Raw genomic sequence first — 18,210 nt, forward strand, 5'->3', positions numbered from 1 at the left:
GGGCCGGGCGCCGCGCCCGAAGCCGGCCGGCGCGTCTGCGGAAAGAGGGGAGCGATGAGCGGCAAAGGACCGTTGGGGATCGCATTCATCGGGCTGGGCTGGTGGGGCGAGGTGCTCGCCGAGGCCGCCCTTGCCTCAAAGGAAATCCGCGTGACGGGAGGTTTCGCCCGCACGCCCGCGAGCCGGGAGGCATTCGTCCGGAAGTTCGGCGGGCGCGACTTTTCCTCACTGGACGATCTCCTCAAGGACAAGGACACCGAGGCGGTCGTCATCGCCTCGGCGAACAGCGTCCATCGGGAGCAGGCCGTCGCGGCGGCAAGGGCCGGAAAGCACGTCCATCTCGAGAAGCCCATGGCCCTCAGCGTCTCGGACGCCAAGGCCATTGACGCCGCCTGCAAGGAGGCGGGCATCCGCCTCCACATGGGGCAGAACTTCCGCCGCTGGCCCATGTTCCGCAAGGCGAAGGAGGTGGTCGGCAGCGGGACGCTGGGGACGGTGAGCCTCATCGTCGCCTCCTTCTCCAACAACCACGGCCTGACCGCCGGGCCCCAGAGCATGCGCTGGGATCCGGTCGAGAACCCGGGCGGCCCCCTCTACAGCTACACCATCCACCTGGGCGACACGCTGGAATATCTGTTCAGCGAGGTGGCCGAGGTGAGTGCCGGCACCGCCAAGGTGGGCGGGCCCAACCGCACTGAGGACGCGGCGGCGGCGGTCTTCCGCTTCCGCAGCGGGGTCATGGCCGCCGTCTCCGGCAGCTACGTCGCCCCCTTCAACTTCCTCTTCGACATCCACGGCACCGAGGCCAACCTGAGCCTCTCGACGGCCTTCATGCCCCGCCTCCAGCGCTCCGTCGGCAAGATGGGCGGCATCGAGACCGAGACGCTCGACGTGGGCTGCGACTTCGTGGAGGGCCGCAACCGGGCCAACCGGGAGCAATTCGTGGACTTTGCCCGCAGCATCCGGGAGGGGAAAGACCCCGAGGTGACCGGCGTCCACGGCATCCGCGCCCTGGCCATCATGCGGGCCATCCTCAAGAGCCACGCCGAGCGCCGCGCCGTCTCTGTGGACGAGATCCTCGAGCGGGACTGACGGTTCAGGGCCTAGGCAGGGAAAGGAGCGAGCGGCGTGGCCAAAGTGATACTCATCGACCCTCTCTATGAAACCCCGCAGTGGAATGTGGGCAAGGACTGGCTCGGCGCCGGGCACGAGGTGGTCCGGCCCTCCGCCTACACCCCCACGGCTATCATGCCGCTCCTGCCGGACGCGGAAGGTATCCTCACCGTCTTCAAGCCCGTGACGGCCCAGATGATGGACGCCGCCCCGCGCCTGCGGGTGATCGCAAAGCCGGGGGCGGGCGTGGACAACGTTGACACCCCGGCGGCGACCCGGCGGGGCGTGATGGTCTGCAACGCCGAGGGCGTGCGGGGGCTGTCGGTGGCCGAGCATGCCTTCTTCCTCATGCTCTACCTCGCGCGCCACGCCTGGATGAAGGACGATCAGAAAGCCTGGGAACACATGGCGGCCGTGCAATTGAGCGGCAAGAGCCTGGGCATCGTCGGGCTGGGAGACATCGGGCGCCGGGCGGCCCGCATCGGGCACGGGTTCGGCATGAATATCCTCGTCAACACGCGCACGCCGGACCCAGGCTACGTCCCGGGCGTGCCGATGGAGTTCATCTCCTTCGGCCAGATGCTCCCCCGGGCGGATTTCCTCGTCCTGTGCATGCCGCTCACGGCCGAGACGCGGGGAATGATCCGGGCCGAGACCCTGGCGCGGATGAAGAAGGAGGCCATCCTCATCAACGTCGCGCGCGGCCCCGCCGTGGTGACGGACGACCTCCTTCACGCGCTTCAGGCCCGCGCCATCGCGGCCGCCGGCCTGGACGTGACCGACCCCGAGCCTCTCCCGGACGACCATCCGCTCCGCTTCCTGCCGAACGTCCTCATTACCCCGCACCACGCTTCCCGCACGCCCGAGTGCCAGCAGGCGGCCATGGACCGGACGGCGGAGAACATGCGGCTCGCCCTGGCGGGGCGGCGCCCCGTCAACCTGGTGAACCCCGAGACGTTCACGAGCGCCCCGCGGTAAGGCGCTTCGAGCGGAGGGCCGTGTGCCCGTCGAATTTGCGGCGCTGATCCCCGCCTTCTTCTTCTCGCTATCGGGCATCATGACCCGCCGGGGGATGGAGGGGAGCAACCCCCAAACGGGAAGCCTCGTGGTCGTGGAGGTGAACTTCGTTGTCTTCACGGCCTCGCTCCTGGCCGTGGATTTCTCGGGTTTGGGCTTCTCCTGGTACTGGCTTTCGTTCCTGGCGGCGGGGGCGGTTTCTCCGGCGCTTTCCCTGCTCCTGATGTTCCGCTCCATCGACAAGATCGGCGTGGCTCCCACCAGCTCGCTGGCCAACGTGAACGCCTTCTTCGGGGCCGCCTGGGCGTTCGTTATTCTGGGCGAGCGCCCCGCGCCCATCATCTGGGCGGGGATTGCGCTCGTGGTCGCGGGGATGTACTTCATCTCGGGCGGCGGGGCGGGACGAGTGAAGCCCCGCGACATGCTTCTCCCGCTGTCCTCGGCCGCCTGCTTCGGGTTGGCCCATACGCTGCGGAAGCTGGGTTTCCTGGGATACGAGCCGCTCCTGTTCGAGGCGTTCCTCCAGGGGCTGGCGGCGGCCGTCGCGTCACCCATCCTGTTCCGTTTGGGAGGGACAGCCCGGCCGCTCGCCCTCAACCGCCGGTCGCTCGGGTTCTTTCTCCTGGCGGGCCTGAGCCAGGCGGCGGCCCAGCTCGGCGTGCTGTACGCGCTGCGGCGGGGCATGGTGGCGGTGATTTCTCCCATTGTCTCGACGGCGCCCCTGTTCACCATCCTGCTGACGCCCCTTCTCCTGCGCGGGCGCGAGAAAATCACAATAAGACTGCTCCTGAGCGCCCTGCTCATCGTGGCGGGGGTGGTCCTGGTGACTTCGCGCAGGTAGGGTGTACATCCGGTTGACACGGGGCGTTTGAGGTAGATAATCGAATAAAGGGAAGGGCGGCTGGTGCGTCCTCTCGTTCGTCCGGGAGGCCGAAAATCAAAGACCGGGGGGACAAATTACCGGCCCCGCTGCCGGCCCTCCAGAGGAGACGACCCGTGCCCGCATCTCCTGCCGCTGGCGCGGCCGAAATCCTGCGCGAAATCTATGCCGAGGCCGAGTACGGGGTCACGTTCCGTCTCTGGGATGGAACGGAAGTCCGGGTCGGCCGGCAGGTTTGTCCCGTGACGGTGACATTCCGTTCTCCCTCGGCGCTGCGCCGCGTCCTCGTCAACCCCACCGTGAGCGAATTCGCCGAGGCCTATTCGGAAGGCGATCTCGACATGGATGGCGATCTCATCGCTTCCATGCCCGCGGCGGACGCCTTCGAGGAGATCGACATCCCCATCTGGAGGCGCCTCGTGCTCGCGGTGAAGCTGAGGAGGCTCGGGGAATGAGCGGGTGGGACGTCATCGTCGTCGGCGGAGGGCCGGGAGGCAGCACGGCGGCCTGGCGCCTCGCGCGGGCGGGGAAGAAGGTCCTCGTCCTCGACGCGGCGAAGTTCCCCCGGGTGAAGCTCTGTGCGGGCTGGGTAACCAAGAACGTGCTGGCGGACCTGGAGTTGAATCCGGCCGCCTATCCCCACACCATCCAGCCCTTCGAGGCCGTCTATGTGAGCTGCGGGGGCCCCTTGAGGGAGACCCGCTGGCGGGAGCCGGCCAGCTACGGGATCATCCGCAAGGAGTTCGATGCCTTCCTGCTCCGCCGGGCGGAGGCGGCGGGCGCCGTGGTCCGCGAGGGTGTCCGGGTGAAATCCGCCTGGGAGGCGGGCGATGGGGTGCGGGTCGAGGCGGATGAGATATACGAGGCGCGGGCCGTCATCGGGGCCGGCGGCCATACCTGCCCGGTGGCCCGGGCCCTTGGCGGGGTGTCGGACGAGGAGGCGGTCGTCCTGACCCAGGAGAGCGAGACGCTGGTGGGGGAGGATGTCCTGCGCCGCGTCGCGCCCCACTACGGGCTGCCCGAGCTCTTCGCGGAGCCCGACTTCAAGGGCTATGCGTGGTACTTCACCAAGGGCGGGTTCCTGAACATCGGGGTGGGCTGCATCGGCAAGAATCCGAGCGTGCACAAGCGCCTCGAGGCGCTGATGGCGCTCCTTGAGGAGAGCGGCCGGGTTCCCCGCGGCGTCCCGCTCGCACCCTTCAGGGGGCATGCCTATTCGGTCCGGCGGTGCGCCGTCCGCCGGGCGGCGGGCAGGCGTTTCCTCCTGGTGGGGGATGCGGCCGGCCTGGCCCGGGACTTCAGCGGGGAGGGCATCGGCCCCGCCGTGCGCAGCGCCACCCTCGCCGCCGATGCCCTGGTGAAATGGCTCGAGGGCGGGGGCGCCCTCGAGGACTATGCCGCCCGGATCGAAACGCTCTACGGCTCGGGCGAGCGCGGCGTGGGCACTTGGCTCGCCGGCTTCCTGCCGGAGGGCGTGGTGCGCGCGGTGGCCAAGAGAATCTGCGGCAACGCGTGGCTGCGCCGGAAAGTGGTGCTCGAAGGAGCTTTCGGCATCGGCTGAGCCGCCATCGGGAGAGGATCATGATCCGGACGCGAAGCAAGGAATTCGACGCCGAGGCGATCTCCCACCATTACGACCTCTCCAATGAGTTCTACAAGACGTTCCTGTGCGAGAACATGGTGTACACGTGCGCGTACTACCGGACGCCGGACGGCGACCTCGCCCAGGCGCAGCGGGACAAGATGGACCTCGTCTGCCGGAAGCTCCGCCTCTCGCCCGGGGAGGACTACCTGGACATCGGCTGCGGGTGGGGGAGCCTCGCCATCTGGGCCGCCAAGCATTACAGCGTGAATGCCTCGGCCTTCACCCTCTCGCGGGCGCAGGCCGAGTACGGCCAGGAGTGGGCCCGCCGGGAGGGGATCGAAGACCGCTGCCGCATCTACCACATGGACTACCGCGACTTCCCGGTCGAGCGTACTTTCTCCAAGATATCCGCCATCGGCATCATCGAGCACGTCGGCATTCCGAATTACTCGATGTTCTTCTCCTCCGTCCGGTCGCGTCTGCGCGACGGCGGCCTGTTCCTCAACCACGGGATCACCTGCAATAAGTTCTGGAAGCCCACCAGCCAGACGGACTTCCTGCTCAAGTACGTCTTCCCGAACGGAGAGCTGGACAACATCACCCACATGATGGACGTGATGGAGCGGGAGGCGTGGGAGATACTGGACGTGGAGAACCTCCGTCTTCACTACGCCCGGACCTGCCGCCACTGGCTCGAGCGCCTGGAGGCGAACGAGCGGCGCATCGTTGGAATGGTAGGGGAGAAGAAGTACCGCATCTACCGCGTCTGGCTCGCCTGTTCTTCGAGCGCCTTCTACGCGGGCTCCCTCGGCCTCTACCAGGTGCTGCTCCAGAAGCACCAGATCAGCCGCCGCTTCGACCCGCCCTCGACGCGGGGGGATATCTACCGCTTTTCGGAGGATTCATTTTAGGCCGAGTACTCGCCCACGTACCCGGCTTCAAGGAAGAAAGGAACCGCGCATTTTTCGGCCCGCCTGGTTTTGCCCCGGCCCCATGCTCCAGAGCATGTGGGGAGCGCTTTTCCGCCGGCCCGGTGTCTTCCCCTGGCGTCGCGAGCGCTGGTCCACCCCGGACGGGGATTTCCTCGACCTGGACTTCCTGGGCCCGCCGTGCGCCGGCGCGCCCACCCTCCTGGCTCTACACGGCATGGAGGGTTCCTCTGCTTCCCACTACATCCAAGGACTGGCGGGTGAGGCTTTCCTCAAGGGATGGGGTTTCGCCGCCCTGAATTTCCGCTCCTGCAGCGGGGAGTTCAATCTCAAGCCCCGTTATTATCACAGCGGGGAGACCGAAGATCTCCAATTCGTCGTCGGCAAGCTCCTGCAGCGCCTGGAGGGGCCCCTGCTGCTGGCGGGCTTCTCGCTTGGGGGAAGCGTCTTGCTCAAGTGGCTGGGGGAGCGGGGGGAGGGGATTCCCGCGCCGGTGCGGGGAGCGGTCGCCATCTCGGCCCCCTTTTCCCCGGGGGAGTGTGCGCGGCGCCTGGATTCGTTCCTGGGGACCGCATTCCGATGGAGTCTCTTGTCCACGCTCCGGGCGAAGTGCCGCGACTTCGCGCTCCGCCACCCGGACGTGCTGGACCCGGAGCGGGTCAGGCGCATCCGGACCATCGCGGAGCTGGACCGATGGTATATCGCGCCCCTGCATGGTTTCGCCAACGAGCAAGATTATTACGACCGCACCAGTTGTCTCGGGTACTTGGCAAATATCCGGGTGCCCGCGCTCCTGCTGAGCGCGGCGGACGATCCCATCGTTCCCGCCTCCTGCTTTCCGCACGGCGCCGTGCGGGGCTCGGGCTGGCTGACGGGCGAGCTCCTCCCCCGGGGCGGCCACATGGGCTTCGTGTCGGGGCGGGATCCCAGGGCGCCGGTCTTCTGGGGGGAGCGCCGGGCGGCCGCCTTTCTCGCAGGGTGCGCCGGCAATGGGGGCGGCTAGACGCTACGTCAGCGACTTGCGGATGTGGTTGTACACCTCCCGGCTGAAGACCATGCGGGCGTGGCCGAGGTTCTCCACGGTGATGTTGATGACGCCGTCCCTTTCCCAGCGCGCGTTGTCGTTCGGGATCACCAGCTCGTCGAAGGTCGAAGCGATCGCCACGGCCCCCATGCCTTCCCGAAGCCCCGCCCCGTCCAGCGAGCGCAGGAGCTCCCCGTCCGGACGGAGCTGCCGCCCCGACGCGTAAATCGAGAACCGCCACAGCTCGCTGCCCCGGTGGGGCGTCCCGATGGTCACGACCCGGCGGATCGGATGGGTGCCCTCGTTCATCTGCATGTAGCGCCGGGCGATCAGGCCGCCCAGGCTGTGCGCCACCAGGTCGAGCTCCTCGTAGCCGTGCTCCTGGCGGATCCTCTCGATGAACATGCTGAGCTGGCGAGCGTAGCCGTCGATGAGCCGTCCCGGGGGCCAGTAGGTGAAGAGGTGAACCGTCCTTCCTTCCCGCCGGAGTCTCAGGGCCAAGGGCAAGAGGGCGAGCCCGCGCATCCCCATCCCGTGGATGAGGATCACCGGCCGCCCTGTGGCGGACGGCGGGGAAAAGTGCGTCGGCTCAAACGACCGCGCGGCCGATTTGGAGCCGAAGCGCTCGAGAAGCCACCGGAGGCCGGTAATCACGAAATCCGCCCCGGTCAGCACCAGCATGGCGAGGTGGCTCGCCATCTCCGCCAGGATGGGGAGGACGAGCCGGGGCGAGAATTCCCAGATGCTGTGTTCCTCGCCCCGGCGCTTCGCCTCCTCGTACCAGCGAATGGAATATGTGAGGACGTGAAAGATGATGAACAGGAACAGGAAGATATACAGGAGCAACTCGAGCAGCCCCATGCCGCGGTCCTCCCTGCCGGTGTGGACAACCGTGGCGGCCCGGCCGGAGCGGCCGGCCCAGAACGGAAGGATAGGATAACGGGGAACCGCCGCCGTGGGAAGAGGGCCTTTTCAGGATATCCTTTGGAAGCTGCGGGAGCGGGTCTGCTCCGTCCGGGAGAAGGCGCAGGCAATGAGGCGGTCCAGCATGTCCGGGTATGAAATCCCGGCGGCCTGGATCATTTTCGGATAGCCGCTGAGGGGGGTGAAACCGGGCAAGGTGTTCACCTCATTGATGTAAATTTCGCCAGTCCGCTCCCGGAAGAAGCAGTCCACGCGGGCCAGGCCCGAGCAGCCCAGGGCCAGGAAGGCCGCGCGCGCATGGGAGCGGAGGCGGTCCGCGACGCTTTCGTCCAGGGGAGCGGGGATGAGGATGTCGGTCAGGCCGGGGGTGTACTTGGCGCGGTAGTCGTACCAGCCCGTCTTGGGCCGCACCTCCGCCAGGGGGCTCGCCAGGATATCCCCCACCGAGGGCCCCTCCAGAATCGAGCACTCCACCTCGTGGCCCTGGGCCTCCTCCTCGACGAGCACCTTGACGTCGTAGCCCATGGCGTCGGCCACGGCGCGCTCGAGCTGGTCCGGGTTCTCCACGCGGTGGACGCCCACGCTGCTGCCGAGCGAGGCGGGCTTGACGAAGACGGGGAAGGTGAACCGCGACTCCACCTCCGCCAGGATGCCCCGCTTGTCCGATTCCCATCGTCCCTTGGTGACCGTCACGGTGGGGAGCATCGGGAGCCCCGCGGCGCGGAGGACGGCCTTGGTGATCCCCTTGTCCATCGAGACGGCCGAGGCGGTGCAGCCCGAGCCCACGAAGGGGATGTCCGCCAGCTCCAGAAAGCCCTGGAGGGTGCCGTCCTCGCCGAAGGTGCCATGGATCATCGGGAAGAAGGCGTCCACGCGGGCGGCTTCCGAGCCGTCCGTCCCGAGGAGCGCCGGGCGCCCCGGGGCGGGGGAGAGGAGCACCTCGCGACCTTCGGCCGCCGCCGCCCTGGGCCCGGGCAGGAGAATCCACCGGCCCTCCCGGCTCACCAGGAGGGGCAGCACCTCGTAGCGCTCCCGGTCGAGCGCCTCCATGACGGCGCGGCCCGAGGCGAGGCTCACGTCGTGCTCGGCGGAACGCCCGCCGAAGATCACGCAAATCCGTTTCCTGCTCTGGGCTGCCATGTCGCCGGCCGTTCCTCTTGAGGGCGGAGGGCTCAGCGGATGAGCCGGGAGAGGGCCTTGAAGTCCTCGGTCCCGGCCACCCGGAGAAGATCGAAGAGCGCCTGCTCGGCGGTGGTCGGCACCGCTCCGGCCCGCTCGAGCGCCGCGAGCCCGGTGCGCCAGTTGAGCTTGGAGCGGGAGCAGAGGGCGTCCGCCACGGCATGGACGATGAAACCGTTCTCCATCAGGTCCAGGGCGGTCTGGTAGCAGCACACGTGGGTCTCGGCTCCCGTGAGGAGCACCTTGGTGCGGCCCAGGCTCCGGAGGCGCTCCATGAAGCCCTCGGCGCCGCAGCAGCTGAACGACATCTTGGGGAGGGGGGCGGTCCCCTGCGGGAGGGCGGAGGCCACCTCGCCGAGGGTGGCGCCCAGCCCCTTGGGGTACTGCTCGGTCACGATTGCCGGGAAGCCCAGCCGCTTGCCTGCCTCGATGAGGGCCTGGATGCGCCCGATGACCTGCGGGCGCACTTTCTCCGGCATGGCGGCCATGAGGCGCTCCTGGACGTCCACCACGACGAGGACGCATTCCTCGGGCCGCAGGCGCAAGGCTTGGATGTCGCTCATCGGGCCTCCGGTTCGGCGGGCGAAGCCGGGTAGGGGGTATCACAGCGCCCGCGGGGGGTCAACGCCTTGATCGGGCGGTGGGGCTGGGATAGCATCGGACCCGAAATTCTCGTTGCCCTCCCCAGGCGTGCCGCGCGCGCCGCTCGAATCCTCGTGACAGGAAAGGGGAACCGGAATGGCTGGGAAGGCGAAGGTGGTCCTGACCGATTACGTCTGGGAATCGCTGGACGTGGAGAAGAAGACCTTGGAAGGCATCGCGGATCTCGTGGCGCTCCAGACCAAGAAGCCCGACGAATTCATCGCCCAGGCGGAGGACTGCGACGCGCTCCTGAACACCTACGCCGGGCCCATTACGGCCGAAGTCATGGGCCGGATGCGCAAGTGCAAGATCATCGCCCGCTACGGCATCGGCGTGGACACCATCGACCTGGAAGCCGCCACGAAGGCCGGCATCATCGTCACCAACAACCCCACCTATTGCATCGAGGAGGTGGCCGAGCACACGATGGCCCTCCTCGTCTCCTGCGCCCGAAAGATCCCCCTCTACGACCGCCTCGTGCGGGCCGGGCGCTGGGAGGTCCCGCCCGGCAAGCCCATGTTCCGCATGGTGGGGCGGACGCTGGGCCTGGTCGGCTTCGGGAACATCGCCCGCGAGGTGGCGGTTCGCGCCGCTGCCTTCGGGATGAAGGTGCTGTTCAGCGACCCCTTCGTGAACGAGGGGCAGTTCCCCGCTCCGGGCAAGAAGATGGAGCTGAACGGCATGCTGCGGGAAGCGGATTTCGTCTCGCTCCATCCCCCCCTCATCCCCCAGACGCGGGGGATGATGAACGACGAGATTTTCGGGTTGATGAAGCCCACGGCTTTCGTCATCAACTGCTCCCGGGGCCCCATCATCAACACGGACGCCCTGGTGCGGGCGCTGGACGCGGGAAAGATCGCCGGGGCGGCGCTCGACACCACCGACCCGGAACCCCTGCCGAACCCCCATCCGCTGCGCGGGCGCGAGAACGTCATCATCACCCCCCACGCCGCCTGGTACAGCGAGCAGGCCATGGTGGGCCTCCAGGCGGGCGCTCCGAACGAGGTGAAGCGGGTGCTCACGGGGCAGTGGCCGGTCAACGTGGTCAACAAGGCGGTGAAGGGCAAGAGCCGGGCGGGCATCTAGGCGCCCGACGCCGAAGCCCATCCGGGCCCGATCAGAGGAGAGCCTCATGAGCCAGGCGCCCAAGGTCAACGAGCGCACCGAAGTGCGGGACGGCATGAAAATCACCTGGCACCAGGGAATCCCGGTGGATGACGGCATCGTCCTGCGCGCCGACGTCTACCGCCCCATCGAGGATGGCAAGTACCCGGTCATCCTGACCTACGGAGTGTACGGGAAAGGGGTGTCCTACCAGGAGGGCTACCATCACCAGTGGAAGAAGATGGTCGAGGACTACCCGGAGATCCTCGAGGGCTCGACCAACAAGTACCAGAACTGGGAGGTGACGGACCCCGAGCGCTGGATCCCCCACGGCTACGTCTGCGTCCGGGTGGACTCCCGCGGCGCCGGCTGGTCGCCAGGCTTCCTGGACGTGAACTGCCCCAGGGAGATCGACGATCTCTACCAGTGCATCGAGTGGGCCGGCACCCAGCCCTGGAGCACCGGCAAGGTGGGGATGCTCGGCATCTCCTACTATTCCCGGAACCAGTGGCGTGTCGCGGCCCGTAAGCCGCCCCATCTCGCGGCCATCATCCCCTGGGAAGGCGGAAACGATCCCTACCGGGACTCGGGCTACCACGGGGGAATCCTGAGCCAGTTCGCCGAGACGTGGTCCAGGGTACAGGTGGCCCACGTGCAGTACGGGTATGGGGAGCGCGGGAAGCGCAACCCCAACACCGGCGAGCCCGCCGCGGGCCCCGTCACCCTCTCGGACGAGGAGTTGGCCAGGAACCGCACCAACGCCTTCGAGGAGCTCAAGAAGCACCCCCTCGACGACGACTGGCACAAGTCGCGCCGCGCCGAGTTCTCCAAGGTCGAGGTGCCGCTTCTCTCCTGCGCGAACTGGGGCGGGCAGGGCATCCATCCGCGGGGGAACTTCAACGGCTACATGGAGGCGGCCTCCAAGCAGAAGTGGCTCGAGGCCCACGGCGACTCCCACTGGTCGCTCTTCTCGGCCAACTACGGCCTCGCCCTCCAAAAGAAGTTCTTCGACCACTTCCTCAAGGGCATCGACAACGGCTGGGAGAAGACCCCGCCGGTAACGCTCAACATCCGCCACCCCGGGCCCAAGTTCGTGCCCCGGCACGAGAATGAATGGCCCATCGCCCGCACCCAGTGGACGAAGTTCTACCTCAACCCGGAGAACATGAGCCTCGACGCCAAGCTCCCCGCCAAGACGCTCAAGGCGGAGTACGAAGCGATGGGCGACGGCCTCACCTTCTGGCTCCCCCCGATGGAGAAGGACACCGAGATCACCGGCCCGATGGCGGCCAAGATTTTCCTCTCCTCCTCGACCAAGGACGCTGACCTATTCCTGGTCGTCCGGGTGTTCGATCCGCAGGGGAAGGAGCTGACCTTCATGGGCTCGACCGACCCCAACACCCCCGTCGCCAACGGCTGGCTGAGGGCCTCCCACCGGGCGCTGGACCCCAAGCTCTCCAAGCCCTGGAGGCCCTACCATCCCCATGACAAGGTGGAGCCGCTGACCCCGGGCGAGGTCTACGGGTGCGACGTGGAGATCGTCTCCTCGTGCCTCGTCGTCCCCAAGGGCTGGAAGCTGGCTCTCTCCGTCCGGGGGAAGGACTACGAGTACACGGGCCAGCTGAGCGAGTTCGCCAAGAGCTTCCACTACGGCACCCGGGGGACGGGGGGCATGACCCACAACGACCCAGACAACCGGCCGAAGGAGGTCTTCCACAACCGGGTGACGCTCCACTCGGGAGGCGGCAGGGACACCCACCTGCTCCTGCCCATCATCCCCCCCAAGTAACCGGTAGAACCAGTTTCCTTGGGGGCGCCGGGGAGAGAAATTGCCCTCCGGCGCCCCTTCTGCTAGCATTCGTCTGGGGAAGATTTCCCTCAAATCAATCTTTTTCAAGCGGTTGCCACTCGCTCCTGCCCGCCCGGGGACGGGCCCGGGGCCCTGGCGCCGCCGTGGCGGTTGATGCCGCTCCGATTGATGCTGCCGGAGAGGAGGTTTTCATGCGCACCACCGCCGGCGCCAGGCGCGCCGCGCGCGCGAAAGCCTCCGGCACGGCCCGGGAAATGGAAGCCCTGCGCGAGCGGGTGGACAGCCTCTCGCGCCTCATGGAGGTGACCGCTCTCATCTCCTCGACGCTGGACCTGGACGAGGTTCTGCAGCGCGTCATGAAGCTGGCCAAGGAGATCATGGGGGCCGAGGCGGCTTCCGTGATGCTGTGGAACGAGGCGGAGCAGTGCCTGGAGTTCCAGACGTCGGTGGGCGGCGTGGGGGTCGAGGAGCTGAAGACCATCCGCATTCTCAAGGGGCAGGGCATCGCCGGCTCGGTGATGGAATCGGGCCAGCCGCTCCTGGTGGCCGACGTCAGCAAGGACCCGCGCTTCTTCTCGAAGGCGGACGAGAAGACCGGCTTCGTGACCCGCTCCATCCTCGCCGCGCCGCTCATCGTCCACGACAAGGTGGTGGGCGTGGGCGAGGTCCTCAACCACACGGACGGCCGTCCCTTCAGTGAGCTCGATCTGCAGTTGTTCTCCAGCTTCTGCCGCCAGGTCGCCGTGGCCATCGAGAATGCCCGGCTTCACCGCTCCGAGGTGCGGCGCCACCTCCTCGATCAGCAGATGGAGATGGCGGCCTCCATCCAGAAGAGCTTTCTCCCCGCCGCCCTGCCCGTGGACAGGGCGGGGCGCTTCGAGCTGGGGGCGTTCAGCCGCTCGGCCCAGGAGGTGGGGGGTGACCTCTACTGCGTGTCCAGCCTCCCCGACGGGCGGCTTGGCGCCTGCGTGGGGGACGTCTCGGGGAAGGGCATCCCGGCGGCGCTCTACATGGCCCGGGTGGTGAGCGAGTTCCGGCTGTTCTCGTCGGGAGGCGCCCCCGCGGGCGAGGTGCTCGCCTCGCTGAACCAGAGCCTCGGCCAGGGCGGCACGCGGGGGATGTTCGTCACCTTCGCCTACGCGGTGCTGAATCCGGCCACGGGCGCTCTCCATGTGGCCAACGCGGGCCACCTGCCCCTCATCCTGGCGGAGAAGAAGGGCGGGGCGCGGTTCGTGGGTGGAGCCGCGGGCCCGCCGGTGGGGATGCTCCCCCGGGCGCGCTTTCAGGAGGAGGAGGTCCGCCTCGCCCCCGGCGACACCGTGCTCATCTACTCGGACGGCATCCTGGAGGCGCGCGGGAAAGACCGGGAGCTGTTCGGCGAGGAGCGCCTGCTCGCGGCGGCGGCGGCCGCGCCGCGGGGGGCCTCGGGCCTCCTGTCGGGCGTGCATCAGGCAGTCGAACGTTTCACGCAGGACGAGCCTCAGGCCGACGACATGACCATGGTCTCCCTTTCCTGGGGGGGATGAGCGCGTGGCCGGCGAGGAATGCCCGCGGCGTTTCCAGATCGAGGTGCCTTCGGACCCCGCCTTCCTGCGGATGGTCCGGACGGCCGTGGACACGCTGTGCGCGGTGGCGGGGATGGATGAGAACGGCCGGTGCATGATCGTGCTGGCCGTGGACGAGGCGTGCGCCAACATCATCCGCCACAGCTATGACGGCGCGCCGGACAAGCGGATCATCTGCGAGGGCAGGCTGGAGGAGGACGCTCTCTCCTTTGTCCTGCGGGACTTCGGCAAGAAGGTCGAGCTCTCCCGCATCCAGCCGCGCGAGCTGGACGAGGTCCGGCCCGGCGGGCTGGGGGTGCATTTTATGCGGAAAGTGATGGACAGCGTCGAGTTTGAGGATTGCGGCGCCGACGGCACGTGCCTGACCATGCGCAAGCGGATTTCAGTGGCCCGGGAGGGGTAAGATGCAGATCGACACGAAGGAGATTGGCAAGGCCACCCTGCTCCAGGTGTCGGGCGAGGTGGACATGTCCAACTCTCCCCAGGTGCGCGAGAAGCTCATCGGCTTCATCAAGAAGAAGGCGCCCGCCATCCTGGTGGACCTGGGCGGGGTGACCTACATGGACAGCTCGGGCATCGCCACTCTCGTCGAGGGGCTCCAGGAGACCATGGGCTACGGCGGCAAGTTCCGCCTCGTGTCCCTCACGCCCAAGGTGCGCCAGGTGTTCGACCTGGCCCGGCTCACCGACGTCTTCGAGATTTATCCCGATCTGCCGAGCGCGCAGGAGGGGCTCTAGCCTTGCCGGCACCCGAAGACGCCCTCGCGGCCATGGGGCGCGCCGCCATTCACGCGGCGGACGTGGCCCGCGACGTGTGGGGGCTCCTCAAGGACATCGTTTTCTGGATGTTCGTCGCGCCCTGGAAGCGCCAGAGGGCCGGCATCCGCTGGGAGAGCGTCATCGAGCAGGGAGTGCGGATCGGCTGGGACGCCATCCCCATCGTCGTCCTCATCAATTTCTTCATCGGCATGATCTCGGCGCTCCAGAGCGCCTCGCTCCTCAAGCAGTTCGGCCAGCTTCTCCTCATCGCGAACGCGGTGGCGCTCTCCATGACCCGCGAGCTTGGGCCGCTCCTCACCGCCGTCATCGTCTCCGGGCGCAGCGGCTCGGCCTTCACGGCCGAGATCGGGAGCATGAAAATGGCCGAGGAGGTGGACGCCCTCTCGACCATGGGGCTCAACCCCACCCGATTCCTGATCGTGCCGCGCATCCTGGCCATGGCAGTGGCCGTCCCGATGCTCACGCTGGTGGCCGACTTCATGGGCATCTTCGGAGGCTGGCTCATCGCCGTCACGGTGGTGGACCTGGGCTCATGGCAGTACCTGAGGCACACGGCGGACGCCATCGACATGGGCGACGTGATGCGCGGCCTCACCAAGAGCTGCGTCTTCGGCGGGATCATCGCCACGGTGGGCTGCTACCTGGGCGTCCACGTGGAAGGAGGGGCCGCCGGAGTGGGTCGCTCGACGACCAATTCGGTCGTGGTTTCCATCTTCCTGGTCATCTTCGCGAACCTGATCTTCACCGCGTTCTTCTACGTGATCGAGTGAGACGATGAGCGAGAAAGAATCCCTCCCCCGCGAATCCGCGCCGGCGGCCACGCCCGGCGAGCCGGTGATCGAGGTGCGCAACCTCGAAACCTATTACGAGGAGCGGCACATCCTCAAGGACGTGAGCTTCGACATCCATAGGGGCGAAATCTTCGTCATCCTGGGAGGCAGCGGAAGCGGGAAGTCGACGCTTCTCCGGCACATCATCGGGCTGCTCAGGCCCTCGGGCGGGTCCATCAGGGTATTCGGCCAGGAGACGGTGGACATGGGCGAGGAGGAGTGGGAGAGGCTGCGCCGCCGGATGGGGGTGCTCTTCCAGGGCGGCGCCTTGTTCAATTCGATGACTGTGGGCGACAATGTGGCGCTTCCCCTCCGGGAGTTCACGGACCTTTCCGAGGCCACCATCGGGATCCAGGTCCGGCTGAAGCTCGGGCTGGTGGACCTGGCTGGGTTCGAGAACCTGCGGCCGGACCAGCTTTCGGGCGGGATGAAGAAAAGAGCGGGGCTGGCGCGGGCCATCGCCATGGACCCGCAGGTGCTTTTCTTCGATGAGCCCTCGGCCGGGCTGGACCCCATCGCGGGGGCCGGGCTGGACGAGCTCATCCTCCGGCTCCGCTCCACGTTCGGGATGACGATCGTTGTCGTCACCCACGAGATGGAGAGCGTCAAGAAGATCGCGGACCGGGTGCTGATGCTCTTCAAGGGCGAGGCGGTGGCGGTCGGCCGGCTGGAGGAGGTCATGCGGATCGACCATCCGCGGGTCCAGCAGTTCTTCCAGCGCCAGGCCGACGAGGAGAGGGTGGACCCCAGGCAATACCTGGAGTACCTGACGGCGGGCGGTAGAAGGGAGATTTGAGGGAGTTCAGAAATGCCCAGGAACAAGTCGCACGAGGTCAAAGTCGGGATTTTTCTGTCCGCCGGGCTCGCCATCTTCGCCGTCTTCGCCATCGTCCTGACCGGCATCGCCGTCTCGGGGGGTGAAGACCTCTATCGGGTGAAGTTCCGCAATATCGCCGGCCTCGAGAACGGCAGCGTCGTGGCTCTCGGGGGCCTGAAGGTGGGGCGGGTCGATAGCGTGGGTGTCGCCAAGGACAATCCCTCGATGATGGAGGCGGTGATCCACGTGAAGAAGGGGACCCCCCTCCGCGCGGACAGCAGGGCCGAGATCACCTCGGTCGGTCTGACGGGCTCGATGTATCTTTCCCTCACCCTCGGCAGCCCGGACGCCCCCATGCTGAAGCCGGGGGCCGCGCTCCGCGGGGTCGAGGCGGCCAGCTTCCAGGAGGTGATCAACGAGGCGCGCCAGGCGGCCGAGAAGGTGAACAGCATCCTGGGCGGGCTCGGCGAGACGGCCCAGGCCATCGCCAAGGACGCGCAAGGGCTCATGAGCGACGTGCGGGGGCAGGCCTCCAAGCTGATCTCCACCACCGACCGGGTGCTCGTCCGGGCCGAGAGCATCCTGAGCGCCCGCAACGAGCAGAACATCAACCGCTTCCTCAGCGCCGTGTCGCGGGTGGCCGACAGGCTGGAGAAGAACATCGATCCGCTCGTGACCGAGTTCAACGAGACCCTTCGCATGGCGCGAGCCTCCCTGCGCGAGGTGAACCGAACGGCCGACGCCTACGAGAAGCTGGCGGGCCAGGGCTCGACGCTGGTGGCGGAAATCCACAAGCGGATCGAGCCCCTCGACCGGCTCCTCCAGACCGAGGCTGCGGCTACGGCCGAGACCATCCGGAATGAGATACGCCAGATCGGCGAGCAGATGCGCCAGACGCTCAAGGAGGGCGGGAAGGACTTCGCGAGCGCCGTGGGCGCGGTGGACGGGGTTTCGAGGAAAGTGCAGGAGTTCTTCGAGACCAACCGCCGGGAGCTCCGGACCATCGTCGTCAACCTGAGCGAAGTGAGCGTACAGGTAAACAAGGTGCTGACCGATCTCGCCGGCGGCAAGAACGGCGACCGCCTGACCGGGGCGGCCGAAGAGCTCCGGCTGGCTCTTGGCCGCGCCCGTTCTCTGATGACGAACCTCGACGAAACCGTCGCCCGGCATCGCGAGGACGTCGAAACCCTCATTACCGATTTGCGCGATATGGCCAGCAACCTGAGCGAGCTGAGCGTCACTTTGCGCGAGCGGCCCTCCCACTTCTTCAAGGGGCCCGCCTCTCCCCGGGAGTTCCAGGAGTGATTGCCAATCCGAACTGCAAGCCAACCGTTTTTTCGTCGCGCCTCGGGCGCCTCATGGGAGCGACGGCCTGCCTGGCCTTTCTGGCGGCGGGCTGCGGCGTGGGGACCGCCGATATCCCGGACACTCGCTTCTTCGTGATCGATTACCGCGTGCCGCCTTCCAACCCAGGGACGGGCCAAATGCTCCCCGTGGTCCTGGGAGTGGAAAGCTTCCGTGCCGATTCCGTCTACCGGACCGACCGAATCGTGTACCGCAAGGTGCCCTACCGGGTGGATTTCTATCCCTACGAGCGCTGGGGGGCCCGGCCGGACGAATTCGTGACGGACCGGCTCTTGGACCACCTCGCGGCTTCGGGCCGGTTCAAGGATGTGGTCAGGGCCTCGGCGGGGGCCTCGTACGATTACTTGGTGCGAGGCCGGGTGAAGCGATTCGAGGAAGTGGGATCGTCCAACGGGAAGTTCTCCGCCCTGGCCCAGCTCGATCTGTCCCTCATCGACCGGCACACGGGGAAGGTGATCTTTCAGCAGCAGTTCACCCAGTCGACCGAGGCCGGCTCGAAGCCGCCCCAGGGCTTCGTGGAGGCCATGGCGGAGAATCTGAAGACCCTCTTGGCCGGGGCCACCAAGGAGATCATCGAGGCCGCCAGCCGCCATCAAGGGGCCGCGCGGCCTTGACAGGCCGCCCGGGGCGCCGTAAGAAAAAGGCAC

Annotated in this window: 19 protein-coding genes; 16 read left to right on the forward strand and 3 right to left on the reverse strand. The window is 67.4% G+C overall.

Annotated elements, in window-relative coordinates:
* Positions 1-54 precede the first annotated feature (54 nt).
* The 7 genes from HYZ11_11165 (at position 55) to HYZ11_11195 (ending at position 6,527) form a co-directional block, all read left to right on the forward strand.
* A complete protein-coding gene (locus tag HYZ11_11165) occupies positions 55-1,092 on the forward strand; it encodes a Gfo/Idh/MocA family oxidoreductase (GenBank protein ID MBI3128154.1) in 1,038 nt (345 codons plus the stop codon).
* A 36-nt stretch (positions 1,093-1,128) separates the two neighbouring features.
* The gene (locus HYZ11_11170) at positions 1,129-2,091 is read left to right on the forward strand and encodes a hypothetical protein (protein MBI3128155.1); all 963 of its coding nucleotides are present in this window, start codon (positions 1,129-1,131) and stop codon (positions 2,089-2,091) included.
* Between the two features lie 22 nt (positions 2,092-2,113).
* Complete coding sequence (locus HYZ11_11175; protein MBI3128156.1) at positions 2,114-2,971, forward strand: DMT family transporter; 858 nt, start codon at positions 2,114-2,116, stop codon at positions 2,969-2,971.
* A 155-nt stretch (positions 2,972-3,126) separates the two neighbouring features.
* Positions 3,127-3,465 carry a hypothetical protein gene (locus HYZ11_11180; protein ID MBI3128157.1) on the forward strand — a complete coding sequence of 113 codons (339 nt, stop codon included), beginning with the start codon at positions 3,127-3,129 and terminating at the stop codon, positions 3,463-3,465.
* Positions 3,462-4,571: an NAD(P)/FAD-dependent oxidoreductase gene (locus HYZ11_11185; GenBank protein MBI3128158.1), complete on the forward strand. Its 1,110-nt coding sequence runs from the start codon at positions 3,462-3,464 to the stop codon at positions 4,569-4,571. The genes HYZ11_11180 and HYZ11_11185 overlap by 4 nt, the downstream gene beginning before the upstream one ends.
* 20 nt (positions 4,572-4,591) lie before the next feature.
* The gene (locus HYZ11_11190; GenBank protein MBI3128159.1) at positions 4,592-5,506 is read left to right on the forward strand and encodes a class I SAM-dependent methyltransferase; all 915 of its coding nucleotides are present in this window, start codon (positions 4,592-4,594) and stop codon (positions 5,504-5,506) included.
* Positions 5,507-5,600: 94 nt separating this feature from the next.
* On the forward strand, positions 5,601-6,527 hold the full coding sequence (locus HYZ11_11195) for an alpha/beta fold hydrolase (GenBank protein MBI3128160.1): 927 nt from the start codon (positions 5,601-5,603) through the stop codon (positions 6,525-6,527).
* A gap of 3 nt (positions 6,528-6,530) precedes the next feature.
* On the opposite strand, the gene HYZ11_11200 is transcribed toward HYZ11_11195, so the two are convergent.
* The 3 genes from HYZ11_11200 to HYZ11_11210 all read right to left on the reverse strand — a co-directional run bounded on the left by HYZ11_11200 (position 6,531) and on the right by HYZ11_11210 (position 9,214).
* Positions 6,531-7,409: an alpha/beta fold hydrolase gene (locus HYZ11_11200; protein ID MBI3128161.1), complete on the reverse strand. Its 879-nt coding sequence runs from the start codon at positions 7,407-7,409 to the stop codon at positions 6,531-6,533.
* A gap of 111 nt (positions 7,410-7,520) precedes the next feature.
* Positions 7,521-8,612, reverse strand: coding sequence for a D-alanine--D-alanine ligase (locus tag HYZ11_11205; GenBank protein MBI3128162.1), 1,092 nt, complete (start codon positions 8,610-8,612; stop codon positions 7,521-7,523).
* A 32-nt stretch (positions 8,613-8,644) separates the two neighbouring features.
* The gene (locus HYZ11_11210; protein ID MBI3128163.1) at positions 8,645-9,214 is read right to left on the reverse strand and encodes a hydrolase; all 570 of its coding nucleotides are present in this window, start codon (positions 9,212-9,214) and stop codon (positions 8,645-8,647) included.
* Between the two features lie 175 nt (positions 9,215-9,389).
* Here HYZ11_11210 and HYZ11_11215 point away from each other — a divergent pair, with 175 nt between their 5' ends.
* The 9 genes from HYZ11_11215 to HYZ11_11255 all read left to right on the forward strand — a co-directional run bounded on the left by HYZ11_11215 (position 9,390) and on the right by HYZ11_11255 (position 18,177).
* Positions 9,390-10,379 (forward strand): C-terminal binding protein, encoded by a 990-nt coding sequence (locus HYZ11_11215; GenBank protein ID MBI3128164.1) that lies wholly within the window; start codon positions 9,390-9,392, stop codon positions 10,377-10,379.
* Between the two features lie 94 nt (positions 10,380-10,473).
* Positions 10,474-12,186 carry a CocE/NonD family hydrolase gene (locus HYZ11_11220; GenBank protein ID MBI3128165.1) on the forward strand — a complete coding sequence of 571 codons (1,713 nt, stop codon included), beginning with the start codon at positions 10,474-10,476 and terminating at the stop codon, positions 12,184-12,186.
* Positions 12,187-12,398: 212 nt separating this feature from the next.
* A complete protein-coding gene (locus HYZ11_11225; GenBank protein ID MBI3128166.1) occupies positions 12,399-13,733 on the forward strand; it encodes a SpoIIE family protein phosphatase in 1,335 nt (444 codons plus the stop codon).
* Positions 13,734-13,737: 4 nt separating this feature from the next.
* Positions 13,738-14,175, forward strand: a complete 438-nt coding sequence (locus tag HYZ11_11230) for an ATP-binding protein (GenBank protein MBI3128167.1) — start codon at positions 13,738-13,740, stop codon at positions 14,173-14,175.
* A gap of 1 nt (position 14,176) precedes the next feature.
* A complete protein-coding gene (locus HYZ11_11235; protein ID MBI3128168.1) occupies positions 14,177-14,509 on the forward strand; it encodes an STAS domain-containing protein in 333 nt (110 codons plus the stop codon).
* A 2-nt stretch (positions 14,510-14,511) separates the two neighbouring features.
* On the forward strand, positions 14,512-15,321 hold the full coding sequence (locus tag HYZ11_11240) for an ABC transporter permease (protein MBI3128169.1): 810 nt from the start codon (positions 14,512-14,514) through the stop codon (positions 15,319-15,321).
* Positions 15,322-15,325: 4 nt separating this feature from the next.
* Complete coding sequence (locus HYZ11_11245) at positions 15,326-16,177, forward strand: ABC transporter ATP-binding protein (GenBank protein MBI3128170.1); 852 nt, start codon at positions 15,326-15,328, stop codon at positions 16,175-16,177.
* Positions 16,178-16,189: 12 nt separating this feature from the next.
* On the forward strand, positions 16,190-17,503 hold the full coding sequence (locus tag HYZ11_11250) for an MCE family protein (GenBank protein MBI3128171.1): 1,314 nt from the start codon (positions 16,190-16,192) through the stop codon (positions 17,501-17,503).
* The gene (locus tag HYZ11_11255; GenBank protein MBI3128172.1) at positions 17,500-18,177 is read left to right on the forward strand and encodes a membrane integrity-associated transporter subunit PqiC; all 678 of its coding nucleotides are present in this window, start codon (positions 17,500-17,502) and stop codon (positions 18,175-18,177) included. The genes HYZ11_11250 and HYZ11_11255 overlap by 4 nt, the downstream gene beginning before the upstream one ends.
* Positions 18,178-18,210 lie beyond the last annotated feature (33 nt).

The organism is Candidatus Tectomicrobia bacterium, assembly GCA_016192135.1.
Lineage (GTDB): Bacteria > UBA8248 > UBA8248 > UBA8248 > UBA8248 > 2-12-FULL-69-37.

What these genes read in the sequence shown, in the direction of transcription:
- HYZ11_11165 (MBI3128154.1), top strand. Translation starts at nt 55, where the DNA reads ATGAGCGGCAAAGGACCGTTGGGGATCGCATTCATCGGGCTGGGCTGG.
- HYZ11_11190 (MBI3128159.1), top strand. Translation starts at nt 4,592, where the DNA reads ATGATCCGGACGCGAAGCAAGGAATTCGACGCCGAGGCGATCTCCCAC.
- HYZ11_11220 (MBI3128165.1), top strand. Translation starts at nt 10,474, where the DNA reads ATGAAAATCACCTGGCACCAGGGAATCCCGGTGGATGACGGCATCGTC.
- HYZ11_11215 (MBI3128164.1), top strand. Translation starts at nt 9,390, where the DNA reads ATGGCTGGGAAGGCGAAGGTGGTCCTGACCGATTACGTCTGGGAATCG.
- HYZ11_11210 (MBI3128163.1), bottom strand. Translation starts at nt 9,214, where the DNA reads ATGAGCGACATCCAAGCCTTGCGCCTGCGGCCCGAGGAATGCGTCCTC.
- HYZ11_11245 (MBI3128170.1), top strand. Translation starts at nt 15,326, where the DNA reads ATGAGCGAGAAAGAATCCCTCCCCCGCGAATCCGCGCCGGCGGCCACG.
- HYZ11_11250 (MBI3128171.1), top strand. Translation starts at nt 16,190, where the DNA reads ATGCCCAGGAACAAGTCGCACGAGGTCAAAGTCGGGATTTTTCTGTCC.
- HYZ11_11185 (MBI3128158.1), top strand. Translation starts at nt 3,462, where the DNA reads ATGAGCGGGTGGGACGTCATCGTCGTCGGCGGAGGGCCGGGAGGCAGC.
- HYZ11_11200 (MBI3128161.1), bottom strand. Translation starts at nt 7,409, where the DNA reads ATGGGGCTGCTCGAGTTGCTCCTGTATATCTTCCTGTTCCTGTTCATC.
- HYZ11_11235 (MBI3128168.1), top strand. Translation starts at nt 14,177, where the DNA reads ATGCAGATCGACACGAAGGAGATTGGCAAGGCCACCCTGCTCCAGGTG.
- HYZ11_11225 (MBI3128166.1), top strand. Translation starts at nt 12,399, where the DNA reads ATGCGCACCACCGCCGGCGCCAGGCGCGCCGCGCGCGCGAAAGCCTCC.
- HYZ11_11205 (MBI3128162.1), bottom strand. Translation starts at nt 8,612, where the DNA reads ATGGCAGCCCAGAGCAGGAAACGGATTTGCGTGATCTTCGGCGGGCGT.
- HYZ11_11195 (MBI3128160.1), top strand. Translation starts at nt 5,601, where the DNA reads ATGTGGGGAGCGCTTTTCCGCCGGCCCGGTGTCTTCCCCTGGCGTCGC.